Source organism: Companilactobacillus jidongensis (genome assembly GCF_003946575.1).
GTDB classification, from domain to species: domain Bacteria; phylum Bacillota; class Bacilli; order Lactobacillales; family Lactobacillaceae; genus Companilactobacillus; species Companilactobacillus jidongensis.
Map to the genome: position 1 here is coordinate 118103 of NZ_RHOP01000005.1, position 25839 is coordinate 143941.

Annotated in this window: 30 protein-coding genes; 7 read left to right on the plus strand and 23 right to left on the minus strand. The window is 36.5% G+C overall.

Annotation, left to right across the window (positions count from 1 at the left end; translation table 11 throughout):
* Positions 1-12 precede the first annotated feature (12 nt).
* The 12 genes from EKM68_RS04330 to EKM68_RS04380 all read right to left on the minus strand — a co-directional run bounded on the left by EKM68_RS04330 (position 13) and on the right by EKM68_RS04380 (position 11472).
* On the minus strand, positions 13-810 hold the full coding sequence (locus EKM68_RS04330) for a metal ABC transporter permease (RefSeq protein WP_125588437.1): 798 nt from the start codon (positions 808-810) through the stop codon (positions 13-15).
* Between the two features lie 13 nt (positions 811-823).
* Positions 824-1483, minus strand: a complete 660-nt coding sequence (locus tag EKM68_RS04335; RefSeq protein WP_125588521.1) for a metal ABC transporter ATP-binding protein — start codon at positions 1481-1483, stop codon at positions 824-826.
* 104 nt (positions 1484-1587) lie between these two features.
* Entirely contained in the window at positions 1588-2472 is an 885-nt protein-coding gene (locus EKM68_RS04340; RefSeq protein WP_125588438.1) for a metal ABC transporter solute-binding protein, Zn/Mn family, read from the minus strand.
* 97 nt (positions 2473-2569) lie between these two features.
* Complete coding sequence (locus EKM68_RS04345; RefSeq protein WP_125588439.1) at positions 2570-3121, minus strand: hypothetical protein; 552 nt, start codon at positions 3119-3121, stop codon at positions 2570-2572.
* Between the two features lie 69 nt (positions 3122-3190).
* Positions 3191-3928 carry an aspartate/glutamate racemase family protein gene (locus EKM68_RS04350; protein WP_125588440.1) on the minus strand — a complete coding sequence of 246 codons (738 nt, stop codon included), beginning with the start codon at positions 3926-3928 and terminating at the stop codon, positions 3191-3193.
* A gap of 3 nt (positions 3929-3931) precedes the next feature.
* A complete protein-coding gene (locus tag EKM68_RS04355) occupies positions 3932-5452 on the minus strand; it encodes a UDP-N-acetylmuramoyl-L-alanyl-D-glutamate--2,6-diaminopimelate ligase (protein ID WP_125588441.1) in 1521 nt (506 codons plus the stop codon).
* Between the two features lie 24 nt (positions 5453-5476).
* Positions 5477-6697 carry a D-alanyl-D-alanine carboxypeptidase family protein gene (locus tag EKM68_RS04360; RefSeq protein WP_125588442.1) on the minus strand — a complete coding sequence of 407 codons (1221 nt, stop codon included), beginning with the start codon at positions 6695-6697 and terminating at the stop codon, positions 5477-5479.
* Positions 6698-6708: 11 nt separating this feature from the next.
* Positions 6709-7836 (minus strand): sensor histidine kinase, encoded by a 1128-nt coding sequence (locus tag EKM68_RS04365; RefSeq protein WP_125588443.1) that lies wholly within the window; start codon positions 7834-7836, stop codon positions 6709-6711.
* Positions 7837-7840: 4 nt separating this feature from the next.
* The gene (locus EKM68_RS04370) at positions 7841-8527 is read right to left on the minus strand and encodes a response regulator transcription factor (RefSeq protein WP_125588444.1); all 687 of its coding nucleotides are present in this window, start codon (positions 8525-8527) and stop codon (positions 7841-7843) included.
* Between the two features lie 375 nt (positions 8528-8902).
* Positions 8903-9034 carry a hypothetical protein gene (locus tag EKM68_RS13745; protein ID WP_263853634.1) on the minus strand — a complete coding sequence of 44 codons (132 nt, stop codon included), beginning with the start codon at positions 9032-9034 and terminating at the stop codon, positions 8903-8905.
* A gap of 160 nt (positions 9035-9194) precedes the next feature.
* Positions 9195-10607, minus strand: coding sequence for a basic amino acid/polyamine antiporter (locus EKM68_RS04375; protein WP_125588445.1), 1413 nt, complete (start codon positions 10605-10607; stop codon positions 9195-9197).
* A gap of 97 nt (positions 10608-10704) precedes the next feature.
* Complete coding sequence (locus EKM68_RS04380; RefSeq protein ID WP_125588446.1) at positions 10705-11472, minus strand: dimethylarginine dimethylaminohydrolase family protein; 768 nt, start codon at positions 11470-11472, stop codon at positions 10705-10707.
* A gap of 136 nt (positions 11473-11608) precedes the next feature.
* Between EKM68_RS04380 and EKM68_RS04385 the strand changes: the two genes are divergently transcribed.
* Positions 11609-12244: a GntR family transcriptional regulator gene (locus EKM68_RS04385; protein ID WP_125588447.1), complete on the plus strand. Its 636-nt coding sequence runs from the start codon at positions 11609-11611 to the stop codon at positions 12242-12244.
* Between the two features lie 76 nt (positions 12245-12320).
* On the opposite strand, the gene EKM68_RS04390 is transcribed toward EKM68_RS04385, so the two are convergent.
* From EKM68_RS04390 to rsmG, 6 genes are all read right to left on the minus strand, one after another.
* Positions 12321-13067: a DUF1129 family protein gene (locus tag EKM68_RS04390; protein WP_125588448.1), complete on the minus strand. Its 747-nt coding sequence runs from the start codon at positions 13065-13067 to the stop codon at positions 12321-12323.
* A 15-nt stretch (positions 13068-13082) separates the two neighbouring features.
* Positions 13083-14186, minus strand: coding sequence for a redox-regulated ATPase YchF (ychF, locus tag EKM68_RS04395; RefSeq protein ID WP_125588449.1), 1104 nt, complete (start codon positions 14184-14186; stop codon positions 13083-13085).
* Complete coding sequence (locus EKM68_RS04400) at positions 14186-14452, minus strand: DUF951 domain-containing protein (RefSeq protein WP_125588450.1); 267 nt, start codon at positions 14450-14452, stop codon at positions 14186-14188. Before EKM68_RS04400 ends, ychF begins: the two co-directional genes overlap by 1 nt.
* Before the next feature lie 10 nt (positions 14453-14462).
* Positions 14463-15335 carry a ParB/RepB/Spo0J family partition protein gene (locus tag EKM68_RS04405; protein WP_125588451.1) on the minus strand — a complete coding sequence of 291 codons (873 nt, stop codon included), beginning with the start codon at positions 15333-15335 and terminating at the stop codon, positions 14463-14465.
* Positions 15316-16092 carry a ParA family protein gene (locus tag EKM68_RS04410; RefSeq protein WP_125588452.1) on the minus strand — a complete coding sequence of 259 codons (777 nt, stop codon included), beginning with the start codon at positions 16090-16092 and terminating at the stop codon, positions 15316-15318. Before EKM68_RS04410 ends, EKM68_RS04405 begins: the two co-directional genes overlap by 20 nt.
* Before the next feature lie 76 nt (positions 16093-16168).
* Complete coding sequence (rsmG, locus tag EKM68_RS04415) at positions 16169-16894, minus strand: 16S rRNA (guanine(527)-N(7))-methyltransferase RsmG (protein WP_125588453.1); 726 nt, start codon at positions 16892-16894, stop codon at positions 16169-16171.
* Between the two features lie 168 nt (positions 16895-17062).
* Between rsmG and EKM68_RS04420 the strand changes: the two genes are divergently transcribed.
* From EKM68_RS04420 to EKM68_RS04435, 4 genes are all read left to right on the plus strand, one after another.
* Entirely contained in the window at positions 17063-17494 is a 432-nt protein-coding gene (locus tag EKM68_RS04420) for a GNAT family N-acetyltransferase (protein ID WP_125588454.1), read from the plus strand.
* A gap of 84 nt (positions 17495-17578) precedes the next feature.
* Positions 17579-18319, plus strand: coding sequence for a hypothetical protein (locus EKM68_RS04425; protein WP_125588455.1), 741 nt, complete (start codon positions 17579-17581; stop codon positions 18317-18319).
* 225 nt (positions 18320-18544) lie between these two features.
* Entirely contained in the window at positions 18545-19201 is a 657-nt protein-coding gene (locus EKM68_RS04430; protein ID WP_125588456.1) for a zinc ribbon domain-containing protein, read from the plus strand.
* Between the two features lie 203 nt (positions 19202-19404).
* A complete protein-coding gene (locus EKM68_RS04435; RefSeq protein WP_125588457.1) occupies positions 19405-20052 on the plus strand; it encodes an EAL domain-containing protein in 648 nt (215 codons plus the stop codon).
* A gap of 52 nt (positions 20053-20104) precedes the next feature.
* Here EKM68_RS04435 and EKM68_RS04440 read toward each other — a convergent pair whose 3' ends face one another.
* Positions 20105-21427, minus strand: a complete 1323-nt coding sequence (locus tag EKM68_RS04440) for a C1 family peptidase (RefSeq protein ID WP_125588458.1) — start codon at positions 21425-21427, stop codon at positions 20105-20107.
* 58 nt (positions 21428-21485) lie between these two features.
* Between EKM68_RS04440 and EKM68_RS04445 the strand changes: the two genes are divergently transcribed.
* Positions 21486-22160, plus strand: a complete 675-nt coding sequence (locus EKM68_RS04445; RefSeq protein ID WP_191987371.1) for a type 1 glutamine amidotransferase — start codon at positions 21486-21488, stop codon at positions 22158-22160.
* Positions 22161-22198: 38 nt separating this feature from the next.
* Here EKM68_RS04445 and EKM68_RS04450 read toward each other — a convergent pair whose 3' ends face one another.
* From EKM68_RS04450 to EKM68_RS04460, 3 genes are all read right to left on the minus strand, one after another.
* A complete protein-coding gene (locus tag EKM68_RS04450; RefSeq protein WP_125588459.1) occupies positions 22199-22957 on the minus strand; it encodes a class I SAM-dependent methyltransferase in 759 nt (252 codons plus the stop codon).
* Positions 22958-22999: 42 nt separating this feature from the next.
* Positions 23000-23590 carry an ECF transporter S component gene (locus EKM68_RS04455; RefSeq protein WP_125588460.1) on the minus strand — a complete coding sequence of 197 codons (591 nt, stop codon included), beginning with the start codon at positions 23588-23590 and terminating at the stop codon, positions 23000-23002.
* A 70-nt stretch (positions 23591-23660) separates the two neighbouring features.
* A complete protein-coding gene (locus EKM68_RS04460; protein ID WP_225422962.1) occupies positions 23661-24233 on the minus strand; it encodes a Crp/Fnr family transcriptional regulator in 573 nt (190 codons plus the stop codon).
* Positions 24234-24327: 94 nt separating this feature from the next.
* Between EKM68_RS04460 and EKM68_RS04465 the strand changes: the two genes are divergently transcribed.
* Positions 24328-24918, plus strand: coding sequence for an NAD(P)H-dependent oxidoreductase (locus EKM68_RS04465; RefSeq protein ID WP_125588461.1), 591 nt, complete (start codon positions 24328-24330; stop codon positions 24916-24918).
* 4 nt (positions 24919-24922) lie between these two features.
* Here EKM68_RS04465 and proC read toward each other — a convergent pair whose 3' ends face one another.
* Positions 24923-25690 carry a pyrroline-5-carboxylate reductase gene (gene proC, locus EKM68_RS04470; RefSeq protein WP_125588462.1) on the minus strand — a complete coding sequence of 256 codons (768 nt, stop codon included), beginning with the start codon at positions 25688-25690 and terminating at the stop codon, positions 24923-24925.
* Positions 25691-25839 lie beyond the last annotated feature (149 nt).

Consider the following 25839-nt stretch of genomic DNA (forward strand, 5'->3'; position numbering starts at 1 on the left):
CCCATGAACTCTCTAGTGATTTAGTTTCCAATTCTTATAAGTTAATCCTAAGAAATAGGCGATAACTTCAAAAGCGGAAATAAAGAATGTAACAGGCCAGTTAGTGACAAATGCCAAGTACAATCCTAACCATACACCAGCTAGCGATAAACCGACTGAAACCATAATTAACTTAGGAACTGAGTGTACCAGATATTTTGCCGTTGCGCCAGGTAAGGTCAATAAGATGAACACTAATAGTGATCCAACAATCTGGGCACCAATACTAACACTAAGAGCTAGTGTTACAAGAAACGCTATCGAAAGCATGCGCGTAGGCAATCCGGCAGATCTAGCTCCAATATGATCAAATGAATCGAATGCCAACGGTTTGTAAAATACAATAAAAATAACAATGACAACTAATGCCAAAATCATCAATTGATGAACTTCCTTGGAACTAATACCAACGATACTACCGAACAAAATATTTGTAGCGTAGCTACTGGATTCCGATGATAACGATAAGAAAAGAATTCCCAAACCAATAAACAATGAAGAAATTGCACTGATTGAGGCCTCACGTCGTGACGATTCAGAGCTCAACGAACCAACTGCAACCGAACTGACCATCGTAAAGAGTATCATCCCTGCCAATGGTGATATTCCAATTAAAATACCAAATGAAGCACCCGCAAAACCAATTTCAGAAAGTGTGTGCGATAAGAATGACATATTTCTGGAAACAACAAAAACTCCAACTAATCCAGCCGTTATAGCGATGAAAGTACTTGCTATAAAGGCCTCTCTCATAAATTCATATCCAAACATAATTTATCCCACCTCACTCAAACATTGCTTCTGAAATTTCATCGACACTGATCGGTTTGATCGTATTATTCTCAAAGAACAAAGCTCGATGAGTATATTTCTTCGTCAAATCGTAATCATGAGTGATAAATATTACAGTCAAATTATATTTTTGGTTTAATTCTTGAACTAGATCCATCAATTGCATCTTAACTTCAACGTCTAGACTGGCCGTGGATTCGTCTAAAATCAAAATTTGTGGATCATTCAATAGAGCTTGGGCCAGATAAGCTTTTTGCTTTTCTCCACCTGACGCTAATCCTAACGGACGTTTACGTAAATGCGTTAGACGTGTTTTCTCTAGAATTTGCTTAATGATTACATTATTTTCAGCACGTTTTTTCGGATTCATCGTAAATTTCAAATTCAGGCGCACAAAACTTTCAATATCCAATGGATAATCAAGATCGACGTTGCGGAATTGAGGAACATAACCAACGGTTTGACTCTTATCCATCAATAATTCACCATCGGTCTTTTTTTCCATACCCATAATTATTTTGACAAGCGTTGTTTTACCAGAGCCATTAGGTCCGACCAAACTGATAAATTCACCATCATTGATTTTGAAATTTACATCTTTAAATACTAATTGTTTACCAAATCTCTTAGTTAAATTTTTTGCTTCAATCACTAGTTGTCCCTTCACAGACCTTTCATCCATTTACATCAATACATTACAGAATATACAAAAAACGTTTATTTGTAAATAGTAAAAATTATCATTTACAAATAAATCTACTTATTTGTTACTTTTTCAATTTGATTAAGATTCCCATTCATCCACTGATAATAGCCGACATTACTTGGTAATGTTTCGGTGAAATACAGTATCGGAACATTATTTTCTTTTGCTAAATTAGTCATTTTTGTGATAATTCCACTAGTTACTTGTTTATTAACAATCAAAAAATCAACTTTATGATTCTTCAAGCCATTTTGCATGTTCTCAATGTCAGAGATAGATGGATCAGTATCATCTTCGATTGATTTAGCAAAGTGTGGATTATCAATCGTTACTCCAAGTTCTTTCAGTAAGTAATATGGCAGAGGTTCTGTTACGTATGCCTTCTTACCATTAAGTTGCTTTTTTAATTTATCCTCACGAACAATCAATTTATTCAATTTATCAGAATAGTTTTGATAGTTCTTTTTATAGTAATTTTTGTTTTTAGGATCAGTCTTCGCCATCTTCTTATAAACGGCTTGACTAAGTTTTTGAACATTAGTAACACCGAACCAGATATGTTCGTTATCGCCATTCTTTTTATGCAAAACATCACTCGCAAAATCGATCAAGTTTTTATCCTGACTATTAGCTGTAACTAGCTTGTTGACCCAGTCATCATAGCCTAAGCCATTGGATACGATCAGCTTGGAATCAGCAATTTGCTTAGCATTATTATTCGAGGGTGAAAAGCTATGTGGGTCAACATTAACTGACTTGATGATCGATTCGACTTTGTATTTATCACCGACAACACTTTGGACTGGTTCTTTGTATGTATTAACAGTCGTTGTGATCGTGTTTTTGGCATGTTTAGTCTGTGTACATCCCCCCAGAACTAGCACCAGTGCCAGAACGATGGTCATAACTAATTTTCTTATTTGTCCACTTCCCATAATGTTCCTTTCCTAAACAAAAAAATAGAGCTCAGGACTTAGTCCCAACCTCTAGAATAGTATCGAATATTAACTACAAAGGCAAGCAAATCCCGTTTTACCAAAGTTGTGCATATTGTCCATTAGCTTGGACGATATAACTTCCAACTGGTGAATCTGAGTTTTTGCTATAAATATTAACTTGATAACCAGTCACATCATTCCAAGTTATTTTTCCGTTTGCAACATACTGAGTAGTCGTCTTGTCATAAGTTGTACTTAATGTATCTGCCAAGTAACTGACTGCTTGGTCTGCAGTTGTTAAGTTAACGCTTTGTGTGTTTTGTGAGTCTTGCTGATTGTTTGTATCAGTCGATGTTGTTTTATCAGTAGCAGCTGTCGTCGACTGTTGTGGTGTTGTCCCACTGCTTGTTGTTTTACTTTGAGAATTGGTATCTGCACTCTTAGAGTCATTGTTGCTATTATCTTTAGCTGTTTGGCTATCGTTTTTAGTTGTTGAATTAGTCTTTGGTGTAGAACTTTTGGCACTTTTTTTTGTTGTCTGCTCCGAATTAGTATTGGAGTCTGTCGAACTTGCTGATTGACTTGAGCATCCGGCTAATAACACGCCTGCCAGTACTACAGTCACAAGTGAGATTTTTTTGAACATAATCAGTACCTCCCTATTCTTTAATTATATATGGGGATTTATCAGTTATGCAATAATACACAAGAAACATTAATAAATCTTAGAAATATCGATCTTTTCACCTTTACGCATTTTTGTTTCCAATTCAATCGATGTGTCAACAACGATACTTTGCGCATCAATGACATTGTAAGGATGATCTGAAGCTTTTTCTTGGGCATAAGATAATTCTGTACATCCAAGAACAATTACGTCACAACCGAATTCATTGTACATACGTTTCAAAATATCGTAATACTTCTTAGCATTCATTTGACCTTTTTCTTTGATATCATCATAGATCAAACTTTCAACATCATCACGAATCTGTTGATCGCCTAAGCTGTATTCAAAACCAGCCTCCTGAATTTCATTTTCGTAGATGTGATCATCAATCGTACCCTTAGTAGCAATCAAGCCGATTTTTTTGGCATTAGGATATTTCTTCTTCATAGTAGTAATGGCCAGATGTGGCATATGAATCAATGGAATGTCAGTGGCAGCTTGTAATTCCTTGTAGTAATAGTGTGCCGTATTACAGATGATAACCATGAATTCTGGCTTCAATAGGCTCTGTTGCTGTAAATCTTCAACTAGTGGTGGCAAGAAACTTGGTTTGGAATTGTCCAAAATATGAGCTGTCCGATCTGGTACAGTCGCATGATTGACAATAATATAGTCTAAATAATCTTGATCTTTAGTTATTGGAGTTCTTTGGTTCAACAAGTGAATATAACTTTCAGTGGCAAGAGTTCCCATGCCACCAATAACAGTAAAAAATTTTTTCATAGTTTATCCCTCGATATCTTTTAAGATGCCCTTTGCAACAGTTGGATCACTTGGATATGGCACATCAATACCATTCGTTTTTTGATAATGATCCTCACCTTTGGCTGCTAGAACGATGATATCATCACCGCTTCCATGTTCGATCATTTCACGAATAGCACTTTGACGATCAATGATAGTTTTGACCTCGACCTTTGAATGATCAATATGTTCATCGATCTGTTTACAAATATCAGCTGGATCTTCAAAGCCCGGATCATCAGTTGTCAAAATGGCACTATCAGCAAGTTCTGTTAGAACCTTACCGAATCCTGCACGTCTCGAAATACCCTTATTACCAGGGCTTCCGACAACAACTTTGAGTTTTGACTTAGGATATTCTGTTCGCAAGAATCCAAGTAGAGCTTTCATACTAGCATAATTATGCGCATAATCCACGAAAATTGTTCCGTGACTCTTAGTATTTATATGTTCCATACGTCCAGGAACCCTAGCAGTACGCAATCCTGACGCAATATCTTTTTTGTCAGCTTGCGCTAATCTCGATGCAATTATAGCCGCCGTAGCATTCATTTCATTGAAGTCACCAACAACCCCGAGCTTGTACTCGCCATCAACATTTAACTGCTTGCCTTTGTCAGTTACCGCAGAAACATCAAAAATGCTGTCACTCAAAGTAGCTTCCTTACTGGAGATACTGAAGTCTGCATTCTTAGTATCACGTCCAAACAAGTAAATATCCTTCTCAGCACTAGTCTCACGAGCAGCTGCGATAACAGTATCAAAGTCATTCGTTTGAGCGTTGATAATATTGACCTTCGAATTTATCAGTAACTGCTTCTTACAGAATAAGTAATCAGCATAAGTTGGGTGTTCATTCTCACCAATATGATCTGGTGTAATATTCAAGAATCCACCAATATCAAATTTCAAACCGTAAACACGATTTTTTTTATAAGCTTGTGAACTTACTTCCATAACTAGTTTTGTCATGCCATTATCTACGGCTCGGCGCATGTCACGGAATAGTTCCATTGACTCCGGTGTTGTTAAGTCAGACTTGAACTTATCCTCTGGCTTAGGACCGACAATCCGATCAACAGTTGAGAATAAGGCAACTTTACCAGGATAAACTTGGTCCAAAATATTATGAATGAAGTATGAAGTTGTTGTCTTTCCTTTGGTACCAGTGAAAGCAATGATGAACAATGACTTCTCCGGATTGCCATAAAAAGCCGCACTAAGTATCGACAACGCTTTTTGAACATCTTTGACGATCAAATTACTGATACCCATGTCATATTCCTTCTCAGAAACATACAGTTGAGCTCCAGCATCAACTGCCTGTTGCAGATATTCAGTTTTGAAGTTGTTTCCTTTACAGAAGAAGATGCCATTATTCTGATCTTCTCGTGAGTTGTAGCTGATATTGGTCACAAATAAATTTTCATCTAAGACCTTACTGGATACTAACAAGTCGTGTTCCTGCAAAATATCAATTGCTTTACTTATTTCCAAACTCATCGTCTGCACTCCCAATCACATTAATTATTTGAATAAATTACTAAAGAATTCCACAATTTGATCCCATAAATTATGTTTAACAGTAACTTTTTTGATTTTGATTTTTTGCTTAGTTTGAGTATAAGGTATATAGCCACTAGGTGAATTAGTGGCAATCAAGTCAACCGTCTTCTTATTGGCGGTTGCTTTGAAACCCAAATCATTTTTAGAAATACTATATTTTAATGTTGAAAGATCAAAATCACTTGGCACCCACATATAAACATCGTTACTAGGTTTATATTTATGATTCACTTTGTCACCTGGCGTCATAATTTTTTGGTGAACGAAGTGTTCCTTGACGTAATGTGCCAAATTCTGTGCACTTCGGAATCGCTTGTCATTATCACTCTCTTCACCCGAAACACCCATAACGATCGTAACGATACGTGTGTCGTCCATTGGCAAAGTTCCGACAAATGATTCACCAGCTTGTTTAGTCGTACCAGTTTTTAAACCATCAAATTCATAATCGGCTTGATAATCCCTTTGGCCCTTTAATAACAAGTTCAAGGAATTATAGGTTTTTGTTTCATTACCGACTGGAAAATCTAATTTGGCCTGAGAAGTGGTTTGTAGAACCTCTGGATAATCATCCAAGACATGCTTCACAATAATCGCAATATCATTGACTGATAATTTGTTCTCACTCGTTTTAGTACCCAGATACATCCCTTCATCTAGGTCATCATTATTCAACCCCGAGACATTATAGATTTCAGCATCTTTAATACCCCAGTTTTTGATTGTCTGACGCATCAACTTAATGAACTGTTTTTCATTACCGCCTACTTTTTGAGCCAGCATCATTGCCGCTGAATTAGATGAAACTATCCAGGCTGCATCATAAAGTTGTTTAACAGTATACGATTTGTCTGCATCCAAACGGACATTGGTTAGTTCATCTTTTTGTGTCATTTCAGCTTGTTCAGCTGTTGGTGTTAATTTATCTGTCCACTTAAGGTTTCCTTCATGAATTGCTTTGGTGACTAAGTACAGTGTAATCACTTTGGTAATCGAACCGATTGCAACCTTTTTTTCAGGATCCTTGGAATAAATGATCTGTCCCGTTTTTTCATCAAAAGCCATCGCCGCACTGGCATTTAGTTCAGGCTCATCAGCCGCTTGGACTGTATGGAGATTCATGATTGGTAACAGTATCACGACAGACATTAGTAATAGAATTTTTTGTATTAAATTTTTCATTAATTTCCTCGCTATTGCCCCGAAATTGGGAAATGAATAATAAACGCTGTGCGCGCACTATCCGATGTAACTGATATTGTACCACCATGTAATTTGACCATGCTCTGAGCAATGGCCAATCCAAGTCCGGTACCACCCGTCTCCTTATTACGTGAGTCTTCAACTCGATAGAAACGATCAAACAAATGTGACAGTGATTCTTGTGGGATCGACTGCCCATTGTTGGCAACTCGCACTACAACATCTTCGGGCGTTTTTTCAGCTTCTAACCACAAATGTGTGGCACCTTTTCCATATTTAAAAGCATTAGTTATCAAATTATTGAAGACTCGACCAAGTTTTTCAGTATCACCATTCATCATGATTTTTTCTGGTTTTGATTTGACAATTATTTCCATGCCACGCTTGTTGGCTTCCAGCTCAAAATCAGCTGACAATTGATCAAGCATCTGCGTCATATCAAAGGTAGAAGATGATAGCTTGCTTGTTGCTTGTTCAACATTTGCGTACTCAAATAGTGAATTAACCAAATTCTGCATCTCGAGTGACTTGTTATAAGCAATGTGCGAATACTTCAAAATTTGACCAATATCCTCGAAGTTTTGTCCTTCGATCAAACCCAAATATCCGATTACTGAAGTCAAAGGTGTTCGTAAATCGTGACTAACGTTCGCAATTAACTCATCTTTACTGTCCTCAGATTTTTTTTGTTCGGAAATATGCTTATTAGTGTTCGAGACTAACAAGTTGACACTATCGACAATACTTTGTAATCTCTTGTTGACCTTAAGATTTATCTTGTGGTTAAGATCTCCCGCCGCAATTTGAATCAGTTCTGATTCGACTTTATAAACTTCAAATTGACGATACGTTTTGACTACCACATGGATGGAAATCCCTAGTTCAATTAGAATAATCAGACTGAAGAAAAACCAAATACCCCAAAAGGTAGATCTGGATAGATCACCATTGATGTTTTTGATGACATGACTGACACTCTCAAATGTTTCATTATTATAGAAGAGATCTGAAATAATAACTAACGTAATATTTATAATCTGAAATAAAAGAAAGGTGCCTATTCCTTCAAACAGGAGGACACCTTTTTCTCTCATATCCAGTTTGATTCGCTTATTCAAAAAATCAAACCTCCACTTTGTAGCCAACGCCCCAAACGGTTTCAATAACTTTTTCACCGTCAGTTGCTTCTTCGAGCTTATCTCTAAGGTGACTTACGTGTACCATAACTGTTTTGGCTGAAACAACACTCTCTTGTTTCCATACTCGTTCAAAAATTTCATCAGCTGAGAAAACACGATTAGGATGACTTGCTAGAAGATACAAGACACCGAATTCTAATGCCGTCAATTGGACCTTATTGCCTGAACTAGTAACAACTTCATGTGAATCCTTATAAATAGTAATAGGTCCCACTTCAAGTTTGTCAGGAACATTTTTTGATGTTTGTTGTGCACTACGGCGGAGCAATGAACGTACACGTGCCATGATCTCCAATGGATTAAATGGCTTCGTAACGTAATCATCAGCACCAGTAATTAGACCTTGGATCTTATCCATGTCAGTTGTTTTAGCAGACACAATAATAATAGGAATTTGAGAATCCTTACGAACTCGCTTAACAACTTCAATCCCATCAATTCCTGGCATCATGATATCCAAGATCATCATGGCAATATCACTATGTGCAGCTAAGGCATCAAGGGCTTCTTGACCAGAATTAGCCGATACTGGTTCATAGCCTTCGTTCTTTATGTAAATACTGAGTAACTCAACAATCTCTTTATCGTCATCTACAACTAATATCTTCATTACTAGACCTCTCAAGCGCACATTTTTACAACTAGTCATATTATACAATATTATGTTAGTGTATTACTAACTGGAAAAGAAAGTGAGTATCTATGGACTACTTAAAGAAGCGGATCCGATTTGTCATAATCCTTATTTTTTCACTAATTATTTTCGGAGTTGTTCAATGGCAGCTGTCGACCAATGGAAATCTCAGTGGTGCCAAAATACTTTGGGTCTCTGAGATATTGAAGTCCGCCTGCATTGGATTTGGGCTCTATGCAATCGTTATGTTTTTTAGAGTTAAATAATCTAAGGCAATTGAGATTTTCTCAATTGCCTTTTTGAATGCAAAAAAAAAGACTACCAAATGGTAGTCCACAATTAATATCAAATTTACTTATCACTATTCATTTGATCAACAAATGACTTGAATGATGACTTCTTGATGTCAGCACCCTTACTATTGACTTTTGTTTCAGCCAATTTACTCAATCTCTTCTTTTCACTTTTGTCTAACTTTTTCATCCTTAATACCTCCATGTCTTATTCAGACCATATGAGTTATTGCAAAGGAAATAGTAGGCGTTGCTAGCGTTGAAGCTCTTTCTTGTGTAATTCATAATTGATCACTACTCCATACTAACGCAAAACTTCAGATGTGCAAGTTTTGATGCTTTTGTAACGATTAAATTACTCCGGGTAACATATAGATTCCATATCCAAATAATAAAATCGCTACTACAAATATATAGGTTTCGGCGCGTGTGAAGATTCTTTCGGAATTTCTTCTCTTTACATATATATACATAATGGTGCCTGGAACTAATGCCAGAATTGTCAAAACCAAATACATTAATCCCGAAGCATAAATTAACCAGAACATATAAATAGTAGCTAATGAACCAACTAAAATGTTTTTTGAGAAAAATTTTTCTTTATTTTCTCTAGTAAGCTTTAACTGAAATAAAGCTACACATGTATACGGTAATAAAATTGTTGATGAAGATAATTTAGACAACAATGAATAGGCTTGATCTGTGAACAAAAAACTAAGTAATAATACTTGAACAATCATATTAGTAATAAACGTTGAATTTATCGGCATACCGTTTTTATTTTCCTTAGTAAAAATCTTCGGAAATAGTTCTCTCAGTCCTGCCTGATATGCGACTTCTTCGGCCAACATTGTGTTAGCAATCCAAGCTCCAAAAATTGCAATAATGACACCGGCATTAACAATTATTGCACCTGGCTTACCGATAACTGCCTCCAAAACATAGGCCATTGCTGGATTTGGTAATGCTTGTAGTTGCTTTTGACTTAAGATACCAAATGAAAATACTGTAACCGTAGCATAAATCAAAGTTACTGCAGAAAAACCAATTATCGTAGCTTTACCGACATCACTACGTTTTCTAGCTCTTCCAGAAAATACAACAGCACCTTCAACACCAATAAATACCCAGATGGTAACCAAAACTGTTCCCTTTAGTTGTTCCATAATACTAGTAGATCTTGTCCCATTACTTGATAGATTTCCCCAGAAATCTGTCATAAATATATTCTTATTAAACGCCAGCAGAATACATACTATAAAAATAAGTATTGGTACCAATTTGGCAATCATTACAATTGTATTAAGCATTGCGGCTTTGTCTAATCCTCTGATAATCATTACATGTATGACCCAGAGCATAATTGAAGCACCTATTATAGAAGGGACATTCTGTCCATTTCCAAATATAGGGAAAAAATAACCTAACGCACTAAACAACAATGTTCCAAATGCAACATTTCCGATAATAACCGAAATCCAATATCCCCAAACAGAATTAAATCCTATATAATCACCAAATCCTGCCTGAGCATAACTAAAAACCCCAGAATTTAAATCAGGACGTTTATTGTTTAAATTTTCAAAACAGAATGCCAGTGAACCCATACCCACACCAGCAACGATCCATCCCAATATTGTTACACCTACAGAAGCGGAATTAGCAACTTCTTTCATTAAATTAAATATTCCGGCTCCGACAATAGCACTAATAATTATTCCGACAAGTGAAAACAGTCCGATCTTGTTTTCAGAATTTTCCAATTGCTACACCTTCTTTAATAAAAAAATGGAGAATTGCTATAAAGTACGAACACAACAATCCTCCAAATTTATTAATTTAAAATATTTAAAAGATCAATTAAAATCTTAATGATAAGCAGCTTAATCCACCATCAATCTTTCTATATTCTGAAGTATCAACAACAATAACTTTATATCCAAGATCCTCGATCTTCTTTTGAACCTTTGGATATCCTGCAGGAACCAATACGTATCCATTTACCCAGATACAATTTGCTCCATATGCTTCGTCCATTTCAATCCCAATTTTATTGAATTTTTCAAATTCTGGAGCTGTCTTAAATTCACCAGCTGTTAGTAAATTGTTATTCTCCAAATATGCCAATCCTGTCTTTAGGTGAAGCATCTCTTTCATTTCTACCATTTGACCTGATAGTCCATATTTTTCAAGGATAGCAATCATTTGTTTGCCACCAGCCTCATTAGTTCTTGCTGAATGTCCAATATAGAAATGATCGCCAACCATCATAATATCTCCGGCTTCAACCGTACCTGGATCTTCAATGTATTCAACGTGATCATAAAACTTATTTAGTGCTTCGATCATATCTGGAAGTGCAGCTTCTTTTCGTCTGCTTAAAGCTCCAGGGCGTGTAACGATAGCACACTTACTTGTACACAATGCAACATCTTCAACAAAGCATGAATCTGGAAAATCATCTTCTGGTGCAAGAACAGTGACATTAACACCAGTTTTCGTTAATGCACTTACGTAATTTTCGTGTTGCTGCAATGCTTTTTTATAGTCAGGTTTACCTTCGTGAGCGCTAGTGATACCCTCTGAAATATGCTTTGATGGAACACGTACGATAACATTCTTAAACATTTTATTTTCCTCTTCTCTTGTATTAAATGCTCATTTCTTCACAACCAAAGTATACAATATACAATTAGTATTTTCAAGAGCAATATTATTTAATTTGCACCTAATGTAGTACAATGTACTTATCGGAGGAATACTCATGGAACCTAAAGAAAAAGTATACAACTTCATTTCAGAACAACTTACGTTAGGAAAGCTTAAGCGAAGTGACCGACTAACAGAGCAGTATCTTGTCGACAACTTAGGGATAAGTAGAACTCCTGTTAGAGAGGCACTCATACAACTTTCAGCTGATGAAATACTAGAGCGAGAACCACGGAAGGGTTTTAGAATAAAGACATACACAAAGAAAGATGTTGAAGATCTATATGAGTTGATTGGAGTTTTAGACGGTAAAATAGCTCAAATGGAAATCGATGTTCTAACTCCAGATGACTACGCTCTAATGAATTTCTTAATAGATAGCATGTATTCAGCAATTGATAACGAATTGTATACAAAGTACAATAGTTTACAAGAACAATTTCATAATGTTTATCTTGATAAATGCAGTAATTCAATAATAAAGAATGAGCTAATAACTAAAAAGAAAATATTCATTGGTAAAGCTTATTCACGAATTGACAAGAATATCATTCAAGAACTTTTAAGACATACTAATGACGAACACAAACAGATACTCCAATATTTTGAAGAGAAGAATACAACTGAATTACGTTCTTTTTTAGAAAATGTTCATTGGAATATTAAAAATGCAAAATACGATATATGGTAAAAACTAAAAGAAGAGAAAAAAATAGTAGAAATAACTGTTAAACAGTTATTTCTACTATTTTTGTAATTTTTAATCTCTAAAAGAATCCACGATCATGAATTCCCATGTAACGACGGAACACAAAACGAATTCCGTAAACAACTACAGCCACGATGAAGTAACCAATTCCATTCAACGTTGGATTAATCGTTGATGGTACAAATGTCATTCCACCTAGGAATACAAACATCAACATTAAACCAACAGCTAAATAACCAATTGTGATTCCCCAACCCGGACGTTCTTTCTTGGGTTTCTTCATTTGGATATTGAACCAAGTTAGCAATGTTCCCCACATTCCTGAAAGAATGATCAAGGTAACGATACCTGTTTGATTGCTTGAACTAGAATTCTTACTTGTCAAAGCAACAACTCCGTACAACAAACCGAATAAGGCAAAGAACAATAGTGAATTATCTACTGCTGAGGCCCAAAATGGTGTTGTCTTAACTTTTTTAACTGGGTGAACGATTTCTCCAGCCTTCTTAGTTACAGGACCATACAATTGATTGGCAGGTGTACCTTTGATTTGATTATCAATAATCTCAGGCAACAACTTATCAATAGCTTCTTGAGCTTCTTCTTCTTTGAAACCATCATTCAACAAATACTTATTTAACTTAAAGACATATTCTTCATTCTTGTTACTTAGTTGTGAGCGCAAATTTGTAGCATCAGCAGCATAAATTTGTTCTGTTGTTTCTGATTGCTTTAATTTTTTAGCTGCAGTAACTTTTTGTTTCTCCACAGCTTGCTTATTCTTCTCTCTTAAATCGTCAGCCATTAATTCTCCCCCAAATTAGACGTTGAATCTGAATTCAATGATGTCACCGTCTTGTACTTCATAATCTTTACCTTCAACACGCAATTTACCAGCTTCTTTGACAGCTTGTTCACTGCCTAACTCGTCAAGTGCATCAAATGACATAACTTCGGCACGAATGAATCCACGTTCAAAGTCAGAGTGAATAATACCAGCAACTTGTGGTGCCTTCATGCCTTTATGGAATGTCCATGCACGTGTTTCCTTACCACCAGCAGTGAAGAATGTTCTAAGTCCCAATAGTTTGTAACTGGCTTTGATCAACTTATCAAGACCTGATTCTTTAACACCTTCGGCTTCAAGAAAGTCACGTCTATCATTATCATCTAGCTCTGCAATTTCTTCTTCAGTCTTAGCAGAAACACCAATAACTTCAGCATTTTCTTTTTTAGCGTAATCTTCAATGACTTTATAGTATTTTGATCCTTCGGGATCAGCCATATCGTCTTCAGCGATGTTTGCTACATACAAAACAGGTTTTGAAGTTAACAAGAATAATCCCTTAACGATTTTTTGTTCATCTTCATCGAAGTCGATAGTTCTAACAGAACCACCATCTTCAAGGACTGGTTTGATCTTCTTAAGTACTTCAAATTCTTCTTGAGCGTCTTTATCCTTGGCACTCTTAGCCATCTTCTCAACCTTTGTATAACGCTTGTTGACAGCATCAAGATCAGAAATGCTCAATTCCAAGTTGATGGTTTCAATATCATCTAAGGGATCAACCGTACCTGTAACACTAGTAATGTTGTCGTCATCAAAAGCACGAACGACATGAACAATGGCATCAACTTGACGAATGTTTTCTAGGAACTTGTTACCTAGTCCTTCACCCTTGCTGGCACCCTTAACGATTCCGGCAATATCTGTAAATTCAAAAGTTGTATGAATTAATTTTTTGGCAGGAATTAAAGTATCGATTCTTGTCAAACGTTTGTCGGGTACTTCAACCATACCTACATTAGGGTCGATAGTGGCGAATGGATAGTTCGCCATTTCTGCACCCGCCTTTGTTATGGCATTGAATAGTGTTGATTTTCCAACGTTAGGTAATCCTACGATTCCGGCAGTTAAAGCCATTATAAATTCTCCTCATTTCCATTAATATTAGGTCGTGCAATTTGTGTCTGCTTTAAATAAAATTCTTCTTGGCTTACATCAACTTGCGCAGCTTCAGTTATCACTTTTTTAAATTTCTTCTTAAAATCATTTCTAGGAATCATAACGATATGACCGCAACCAAGGCACTTAACCTTGATATCTGCGCCCATTCGAATGACTTCCCATTTGTTTGCCCCACAGGCATGAGGTTTTTTCATCATAACGATGTCGCCTAAATTAAGCATATACAGTCCTCTAATCCAAGTTGATCCCTAAAATATCCAAAATGCGATTGAGTTCTTCAGTATTGGTAAAGTCGATCTCCAACTTACCATGGCCGCTACGTGTTTCCTTGACAGCCACCGAAGTGTCAAATTTTTCGACTAGTTTTTCTTCAGTCGCACGAATATAAGGTGATTTAGATTTTGAAACTTTCTTCTTTTTCTTAATATCATGTTTAGTTTCAGTTGCTAATTGTTCCAATTGACGGACCGTTAAGTCTTCACTGACCGCGCGCTTGGCTAATTTTTCGATCTGTTCTTTATCTTTGAGACTCAACAAGGTTCTAGCTTGTCCCATCGATAGATCGCCATTTTGAACTAATTTCTTCGTCGCATCTGGTAAATTTAACAGTCGCAAGTAATTCGCAATATAGGGACGACTCTTACCCAGACGTTGTGAAACTTGTTCTTGTGTCAAATTCAACTTAGTAATCAATGTTTGATAAGCATCAGCTTCTTCAAGAGGTGTTAAGTCTTCACGCTGTAAGTTTTCCAAAACTGCGATTTCCATCATACCTGATTCACTCAATGGACGAACGATAGCTGGAATGGTTGTTTGGTTAGCAATTTTACTTGCACGAAAACGACGTTCGCCAGCGATGATCTCGAAACCATTGACACTCTCACGAACAATAATAGGTTGGAAAACACCATTTTGTTGTATCGATCTAGCTAGTTCATTCAGTGCATGTTCATCAAAAGTTTTTCTTGGCTGATAAGGATTAGGACGAATATCATCAAGCGATAAGTCCACGACTGTTTCGGAATTTTCATCAATTGCTTCGAATTCGGAAAAAATCGCATCAATGCCCTTCCCTAGGCCCTTTTTATTTTTGTTTGATGCCATTACGTTTTAACACCTCCTTAGCAAGGTCGCAATATGCTTCTGCTCCACGAGATTTGTCATCGAAGTCTACTATCGGCAAACCATAACTAGGCGCTTCAGCGAGTCGCGTATTACGTGGAACAATGGCCTTATAAACCTTGTCACCGAAGTATGACTTAACTTCTTCAACTACTTGTGCGCCTAGGTTAGTTCTAGCGTCAAGCATCGTCAGTAGCACACCTTCAATGGCGAGATTATTATTGAAATGTTTTTGAACTAGACGAATCGTATTCAATAATTGACTCAATCCTTCCAAAGCATAGTACTCACTTTGAACCGGAATAATAATTGAATCACTAGCCGTGAAAGCATTCGTTGATAATTGCCCCAAAGAAGGCGGGCAATCGATCAAAATAATATCGTACTTATCATCAACTTCTTCCAGACCAGCACGTAATCTTGTTTCACGAGCCATCATCGTTGTTAATTCCATCTCAGCACCAGCTAATTGAATAGTTGCTGGCACAATATCAAGATTTTTATGGTTAGAATGAATAATTGTTTTTGCAAGCGGATATTCGTTCACTAAGACATCGTAAACATCTTTCTCCACATTGGCCTTCTTAATACCCAAACCACTTGTAGCGTTGCCTTGTGGATCAATATCTACTATCAAAACTCTTTGACCTAAGTCAGTTAAGCACGCACCAAGGTTGATGGTCGTAGTTGTTTTACCTACACCACCCTTTTGGTTCGCAACGGATATTTTTCGTGCCATTTTATTCCCCTATTCTTCGAAAAAATGCATACATTAAATTTTAACATTTAATAGTAGTTAATTTAAGGTCATTTGATTATTTCACGAGTGGTTTTTTGGCTGGGGTTCCTGGTTTCCTAGGATATTTACCAGGTGTATTTTTAACTTTGTCAATAAAAATAAAGTTTCTGACACCTTCATTATTTGGCAATTCAAATGATTTTTGATCAGATACCTTGCCGCCAAGAACTTGAATCGAGTACGTCGCATGTTCCAATTCTTCAGGAGCTTTTTCAGATTTCATAGCGATGAATGTTCCGTCAACCTTTGATAATGGCAGACATAGCTCAGTCAGAACATTCAATGCTGCAACGGCTCTTGCCGTTACAATATCAAATTTTTCACGATATGATTTATTCTTACCAACTTCTTCAGCACGTCCATGAACCAAAGTTACATCATCTAATCCTAACTTGTTGACTAATCCATCCAAGAATTTAATACGCTTGTTCAATGAATCAACAATCGTAATTTTTAATTTAGGATTAACGATTTTCAGCGGAATCGATGGAAAGCCAGCACCTGATCCAACATCACAAAGAGTCAATTCTTCAGTTAAAAGTTTTTCATCCACAAAATCCAAAACTAGTGAATCATAGAAGTGCTTCAAATAAACTTGATCCTCTTCTGTGATCGTTGTTAAATTCATAACTTTATTAGTTTCAACTAATTCATGAAAATAAATTTCAAATTGTTTCTTTTGTGTATCACTTAGTTCAATGCCCTTTGCGGCTAAAGCTTGATAGAATTCTTCCGGTTTCATTTACATCCTCCACTCGTGAAACACATGTTTCACACTTCTTAATCCTATATTATTCTACTGTGTAATTCAATGATGAGTTATTCAATTTTAGTTGCATTTGCAACTAAAAAGAGATATTATATTCGCAATCTCAAAAATAAATCTTACGTATACTAAAAGGAGAAAAATATGATTACAGTAAAGAGTACTAACGAATTAACACCCAAAGAATTGATTGATATCTTAAAAGCCCGTGTCGCTGTCTTCGTGGTTGAACAAAATTGTCCATATCAAGAAGTTGACGCTGACGACTATAACGTCTTACATGTTTGCCTAACTGAAAATGGTGAACTAGAAGCTTACACACGTATCATCGAAGAGGCAGACAAAATTCATTTTGGTCGTGTCTTAGTAGTTGAAAAGTACCGTAAACAAGGGTTAGGTGAAAAGATCGTCGGCGCTACGATTGATGAAATCAAAAAACGTTTTCCGGGTAAGCCCATTCAAATTCAAGCTCAAGCCTATCTACAAAAGTTCTATGGAAGTTTTGGTTTTAAGCCGATCTCAGATGTTTATCTAGAAGATAATATTCCTCACCTAGATATGCTTATGGAATTTTAAAAATAATTTTATCTACTAAAGAGCACATGGGTACTCTTTTTTGATACTATTACTATTGTATCCTTGAGGGGGAAAAATAGAAAAATGTCAAAATTCATTAAAAATAATCCAGTTTTAATAGCCATTTACGTTATCATTGCCATCCTATTTTGCATTATAAATACATTGATCGGCTTAGCTGCCATCATTATAGAATTGTTCATTCTTGGTATGATCTACACTAAAAGTAGCGGTGAAAAGGTTCCATCAAATGACTATCTAGCTAAAGTTACAGGCCTAGAAAAATTGGATAAGTCGGTCGTTACGACCAAAGACTTCTTCGTTATGGAAGCTATTGCTTTTATTCTCAATATGCTTTCAATCTTCAGATTGCCGGTTCTAACAATTGACTCAACCGTTAGCAAATTACATCTCGACAGCAACATGATGGCTTCAATCGGTTCAATTTCACACAAGAGTGGCTTAACGCTATTTGATATTGGTTTGCTGTTGAGCAAATCAAGTACACCATCGAAATACATTGAGTATGGTAAATATGCCATTTTGATCACAATTATCTTTGCCTTTATCGGTGCAATTTCGCAACTGTTCAAAAAATACAATAATCTTACACTTTTGATCTGCTCGATTTTCCCAGCTGTCTTCTACATCATTGCCTACATCGCCAGTGGTAGTAATGTCATCATCAAACACATGATAGACACTGGATTCTACATGGGTCTCCTATCGTCGATCGGTTTAACTGCTATTGCTTTGCTTAAGATGAGCGTGCTAAAAGATACTGCTCCTCAAAAACGTGAACGTGAGGAAAGCAGTTTTAAATAGTTTTTATTTTAGATGTCGTCGTTGCGACATAAGCCAAAAAGATCCGGTGTCTTCCTGGTGGAATAAAATCAAACATAATATAACCAACCAAGATGCAGAAATGCATCTTTTTTTGCTGTCTGAACAAATAATTCGACAACCTGAATTAAAAGGACTAAAAGTTCTTATAAGAGGTCAAATAATATCTAAACTTTTTAAAATTGGCTTCTATGTTGGTAAAAAATCATGACCAAAGAAATTTTAACTAGAATAATTTCAACTTGTAAAAAAATTTTAAAAATAATTTCTAAAAGAAAACCTTACGTGATAACCGCACTCATTATTGTCATAATACTATTGACCTTCGGCTACTTCTCCGGACTATCTCATTACACTAAGTATCGTCAACTTGACAATTTATCCGACAATGTCACTAGCGGTGTTCCTTCAAAAATGGCCAGTGCAATTGTTACTTCTAATGGAAATGCAGTCTCAAAGCAAAGTCTGGAACCACTGAATCGATTATTTGCCAAAAATAACCGAACCATCAGTCAAATAAAAACTATTATTGAACATGAAAGTTCTTATAGTAATTTTCAAATTGTTAGATCCGGTAAGTATTGGGGACTATATCCAAAGTACAAAGTATTGCTAAATAAAAGAAATATAATTATTGAAACTAATATTAATAACCCAATTTTTGAAATCGCAGGCAAAAGTGTTTCAGCAAAGAAAATCGGTAATGAATATTACCTCAAAAAGAGCATCCCCGGACTATATTATGTTCGAATAAGTAATAAATCTGGTAGTTATAAAAAGACTCGTGCAGTTACCGTACCTGTTTCTGGTAATTGTGATGAAACAGAGGTAGATGTCACCATGCGACATACACCAGCACTTTGAACCAATTATTTAATAAAAAAAAGCTTTTTGTTTGTCATTAAAATATATCGTGGTGTATATTTGATTTGTCTGGTAATGTTTGACAAATTGGCCGTAACAATACCGTTCTCATACTGTATATACCATTGATGATGCTTAAAATATAGACTACAATTATTTTTATTAAACGACAATTAAACTACTGAAAAAAGGGGGGTGCGTCTATGTACAAATTTTTTGCTCAACCACAAGTAAATGAGGAAAATAACTCTATCTTTGGTTACGAACTTTTACTTAGAACTGATGATAACGGTTCGTGGAAACTGCCTAAAGACTTCACGGCGATTTCTATCGCTGATCAAACAAAGCTTCTAGAACAAATCGCTGTAAAGCTAAATACTGCGTTGCATGATGTCGTTCTGGCCTTCAATTTGAATCAAAAACAAGCCAATGATCCTCTGACCCTTGGAGCAATTATCACATTAAAAAAGCGCATCGATCCTGCAGCATTAACGATCGAACTGACTGAAGCCCCAACCCTATCTGAGATGAAGGAAATAAGCACTTTACTTCACCAATACAATATCGACGTTGTACTTGACGATGTCGGCACCGGTTCAAATACTTACGACAACGTTATAAATTTATTGCCGTACGTCGATCAAATCAAGTTTGCCATGCAAAACTTGCGGATGAGTGGAAATGCTGAAGAAATACCTGAATGCCTATCTTTTTGGGTCGATATGGCCCAAAAATATCGTTTAGAGATAGTATTAGAGGGTGTTGAAGACAAAGCTGATCAAGTTTTGGCTAAAAAATTTGGCATAAGTATTCAGCAAGGTTATCTTTACGGTAAACCTGCTTTAATTTAAAAATATACTCCAAAAGCAAAGGGAATGTGACCTAGGTCGCATCCCCTCTTTATTATCCGATTGAATCCCAAGCTGGTAAGATGATTGGTTCTTGATCCAACATCTTTAATTCATCAGCTGTTAAATACTTTTTATTTATAACGGCGTCATACACATGGTCATTGAACCACTCATCATCCATCATGAAGTAGCCTTTTTCACCATTTGCTTCACCCCATGAATTCTCAACTTTCCAACGATTTGGTCGATCATTGATGATATTCACACCTGTAAAAGTCATAGCATGCGAGATAGCGGCTTCTTTGTAGTCTAACGCCTCTCCGCGAGACATCTTAGTATCAATACCAAATAGTTGATCTGTTTGATACAAGTCACCCGACAACATCCCCTTGCTACGTTGGGACTGCTTACCCACATCATTTCCGAACCAAACAGTGTCGTTGCCCTTCAATTGTGCAATGGCCATTTCTTTCAAACGATCCATAGGTAAATTCAAAAATGTCGTCAAATTGCCGCCGACCATATTTCCCTCTGTATCGATCGTATATAACTTGCCATATTTCTTAGAATCTTGGGGTGCATTGATCACATCAACATAATCGTCCAAGTTCATCGTGAAATACTGTCTAAAGAATTCTTTAGGAGTAATATTGGAATCTTCGATCAACTTGCCAGCATCGTCACGGAGCGATAATTCAAACTTCACCGGTGGTTGTCCAAATGAATAAACACAGACTTTATAGACTTCCGTCAGCATTTGTTCAATACGTTGATCGATTTCTTTTTCAGATTTGCCAGCATTGACTAGTTCTCGCAGCTCGATTCCATTCTTTCTTAGCATGATACCAATTGTTGAATTAAACGCTGAAGTATCATTAGAAACAGCTGTTTCGGGCATCGCATATGCTGGAACCACACCATACTTATGGATCAAGTCAGTCGCATATTGCCAGAAGCCACCGTCACCAGTTGGATGACTGAATAAAACATTCACCTTACGGTCCGTAATTGGCAATGCGGCTGTTTTAATGATTCCTTGATAAAAATAATTAGCCTTTTCCAAACGATCCCAAAATGAGATATAATTTTGAGATAGTTCAAAGTCCTTCACGTTATACTTCATAGCGAATTCTGTTCGCAGATTCGTTAGTGAAGAGAACAACCAACAACGTCCTGAACGCTTTTGATTGGAAACTTTTCCAGTTGGAACTTCAATATTAAAAGTTGGATTTAATTTACTTTTAGCATTGATATTTTGAGCAGTTTGGAAGATACCTACTTGTGCAACTGCATTCTTCAAGACATTGTTCGAAGCGTCTTGATGTAAGTTTGCTTGAAAATCTGCTAAAATCTTTTTATTAATTTCTTTAGTCAACTTAATCACCTCATTAACTAAATATATTACAATAGTTATATTCACATTGGAGAAAATTATGCCTGAAACAATAAAAATTGCTTATTTATACGAAGATTTAATGAATACCTACGGAGATAGCGGCGACGTTAAGATCCTCGCCTTCTTATTAAAGGAAAAGGGTTATGACACCCAAGTTGATAATATTAGCTTAGGTGCTGATTTTAATGCCTTTGATTACGACTTCGTCTTCTGGGGCGGTGGTCAAGATTTCGAACAATCAGTCGTTGCTAAAGATCTCGTTCGCCATAAAGATACTATCGATAAATACATCAATGCCAACAAGCCTATGCTCTGCATCTGTGGTGGTTATCAGTTCCTAGGTGCCTACTACGAAACATCTGGTGGAGAAACTATCAAGGGATTGGATATTCTGCCTTTCCATACAGTTTTTAAGGCTGACAGTCGGATGATCGGTGATACTGAATATGAAACCGAATGGGGTAAGGTTCGTGCCTTCGAGAATCATTCCGGACGTACTTACTTCGACGATAAATCGGTCTTGAAACCATTTGGGAAAATGATCGAAGGCTACGGCAACAATCCCGAAGAGGGTAACGAAGGTATGCGTTATAAGAATACTATCGGTAGTTACTCACATGGTCCTATTTTGAAAAACGAAAATGTTGCTCGTGCAATTGCCGACAAGATTGTTATTTCACACAAAGAACGTATGGCTGCGACAGCTAAATAAAAAATCGTCATTAGAAATCAATTGATTTCTGATGACGATTATTTTTTTATAACGTAACTAGCCCAAAACGTTGGAATATTATAATCATGCAGTTTCCCTTCACTGTTAGTATCCTCATACAAATCAACAATCTGAAAACCGGCTTTGATCTGACCACGCAATTGTTCATTCAACGTATGTGAAAACTGTATACCCTCTTCTTCAATTGGAAACTCTTCATTGATCGAAGCATCTTTCAAAGGATTGTAAGGTAAACTGTGAAACAGTTTAGTTTCAGACTTATCAAAAATATAATTTACACCATTATCCAATCCAGTGATCATTCGACCACCGGATTTTAAAATGCGATAGCATTCATTCCAAACAGGTTGCACATCTTCGATATAACAGTTGGCAACTGGCTGAATGATCATATCAAAACTGTTGTCTGCAAAAGGCAAAGGCTTCGTCATATCGCCACGAACAATCTCAATGTCATAGCCTTCTCTATCAGCGACTATCTTTTCAGCATCTAACTGTTTTTGCGAATAATCAAAGACCGTACAAATTCCACCCAAAGCGCTTAAAACAGGCATTTGCTGGCCACCGCCAGATGCCAATCCAAGAATTTTTTTACCTTTGATAGGCTCAGGATACCAATCATTAGGAACAGCGATATTGGGTGTCAAAACTAACTTAAAGTCACCATTGGTAGCAGCCACATACTCGTCATGACTAATAGGTTTGCCCCATTCCCAGCCATCTTCAACCCAACCATCAACGATCTTTGCGTTGTAATCTGTATAATCTTCCATCATTCAACCTCTTTTCGTTACGTAATTTCTGGACATTTTTAGTAATTAATCTAAGAACTTATTAGCTTTCAAAATTGCAGCCGAAATTGCTGGAGCAATAATTATGGCCGCAATCATTTCAGGTATACCATTGGTTCCGACGATTATTAACAGCAGCTTATTTAGTAAGTCAGTCTGAGTAGTATAGGCTTGCGACAAGGCACTCGCATACATTACACGCATTAATCCCAAAACCAAAAGTGTATTAGTCAATGAACCTAATGCAGCAGCGATTCCCATTGAAACCATTCGTTTTTTGAAACGATTCTTCAATGCTAAATAAACATAGCCAGCCACTAATCCAACGATGATCCGTGGTAAAACGGCAACGATCGGATTAGTAAAGACGGTTGTATCAATAATTGACGTTGGACTGGTAAAGGCACGAACCATCGTACCCAGTCCCCAAACAAGGCCAACGATAGCCCCGTCTTTAGGGCCGAGTACTATCGCTGCCACAATAACAGTTATATGAATTATTGTGATATTAATGAAACCAGTTGGAATGAAACCTAAAAATGGTACCAAAGATTGAACGAAGATAATCGCCATCAAGATACCCAGAATAGCAATGCGGTAGGCTTTTCTTTTTTGCATTTACTATGAACCCCTCAAAATTATTTCTTTAATTCTATATTATTATACCGAACTTATCAAAATTTAATCTTCACAAATTACGTTTGCGGATACGACTCAACGATACTGGTGTTATTCCTAAGTAAGATGCCACAAAATGTAATGGCACACGTTCCAACACCTCTGGATCGTTATCAGCTAGTTCTCGATAACGCTCTTCTGGTGAATGTTGGATCTGCGAAAAGAAAATATTGCGATACTCAATAAACCTCTCACAAATAAGGCTCGTGATCGACGACTCAATCGCTGGATATCTATGACGCATCATGTCAAAATCCTTTTTACTTAGTTTCAAAACCTTAGTATCTTCAACACATTCAATTGAAAAACCACTTGGTTTATTTAAATAAAAACTTTCAAATGAGGATACCATCTGATTCTCAAAGAAAAATTGCAAGGTAATATCTCTGCCGTTATCGTTATGCCATAATCGTAACGCACCTTGGATAACGATATACACCTCTGCGGCAACGTCACCTTCATCTAACAAAGTAGTACCTTTGGCAAATGAAGCTGGGACAAATAAAGAACCTAGTTCATCCCAGTGATCTTCAATAGCTGGAAATTTATTTTTCAAATAATTCGAAAATTCTTTTTGCATCATTCACTTACCACCTTCCCAATTAACAATTGTTAATGCTCGATCTTGCTGTTCCCTTTATTATTATGTTCAACAACAAAAATCGAGGCAACAAACTATGAAAACTATTATTATTTTTGACCACCCATACACTGCAACCGCATCAGAAAACATCCCACATCATCGCTCATTCTTAGCCGCATTACTTAAATCAACTATCACACAACTAAAAGAGCAAAATAACGAAGTAGATTTAATCGACTTACACGCTGACAATTTTGATCCTGTCATGTCAGCTGATGACCTGACTAACTGGCGCCGTGGCAAGTCCATGAATGCACAGGTATCAGATTACCAAGCAAGATTATTATCAGCTGATAGAATTATTTTTATGTTCCCTATTTGGTGGGAAGTTATGCCTGCAATGACCAAGGGCTTTATTGACAAAGTATATGCTAAAAGTATCCTCTATCAAGCCGATTCGATGAAAACAAAACTAACTAAGCAGCCCAAGATAGAAGTGATCACTACTATGAGTACTCCTAAATTTGTCTACAAATTTTTGATTGGCTCTCCTCTAACTAGAATGCTATTCCGAGGTACGTTTATTAAGACCAGGTTGTGGAATTTTAAATGGAAAAATTTTTCTGGTATAGAAAAAAAGTCCTTAGCCAAACGTGAAAAAATACTACGCGACTTCAGACTTTAATTAATTATTCACTTTCAGCAGCGTCAACTGCTTTTATAACGGCGTTACGGAATCCATATTCTTCCAATGCAGCAACACCTTTGATTGTTGAACCACCTGGAGATGTAACCTCATCCTTTAGCGCTGATGGGTTTAAGTCAGATTGCAAAGCTAGTTTGCTAGCACCAAGTGCCATTCCAATAGCGGCATCATATGCTAATTTTCTATCCAACCCATGTTTTACACCTGCATCACTCAAAGCTTCGATGAATAGATCCAAGAAGGCTGGACTACAGCCGGCAACTGTCCCGATAATCCCCAATTGTGGTTCAGGAACTTCGACTAATTGTCCCGTATAACCCATGACTGAAGCAACTTTCTTCTTCTCATCATCCGTAAATTTTTCGGAGTATGTAATTCCCGTGAATCCAGCACCAACTTTAACTGGTGTATTAGGAATAGCATGGGCTACTTTGGCGTCTGGCAAAGCTTGTCTTAGTTTTGCGACTGTTGCACTACCAGTGAAAGCAACAACTATTTTGTCTTTGCTGATTGACTTCAATTCTGAAAGCACGCTATCTAAGGCATTGGCTCCAACACCGATAAAAATTGGGTCAGCATCTTCCATCTGCTTGATTTTTTGAACCATCTTGAAACCAAGATGGTCTTGTAGATCCTTAGTACGATTTGATTTTCCACCTTTAACGATGATCTCATTCTCGTCATAACCGTTTTTGACCAAGCCAGTGATCACGGCTCCACCAATACTACCTGCACCAATAAATCCAATCATATCTAATACCCCTTTTCAGTATTCGTTGACTCTATTATCCTTTATATTCTATACAAATTTACTAAAAATATAAAATTAATTGAGCGAATATCAATATACAAAATATACAGTGAACGAATTTGTAATAACACAATGTTTTCAATGATAAT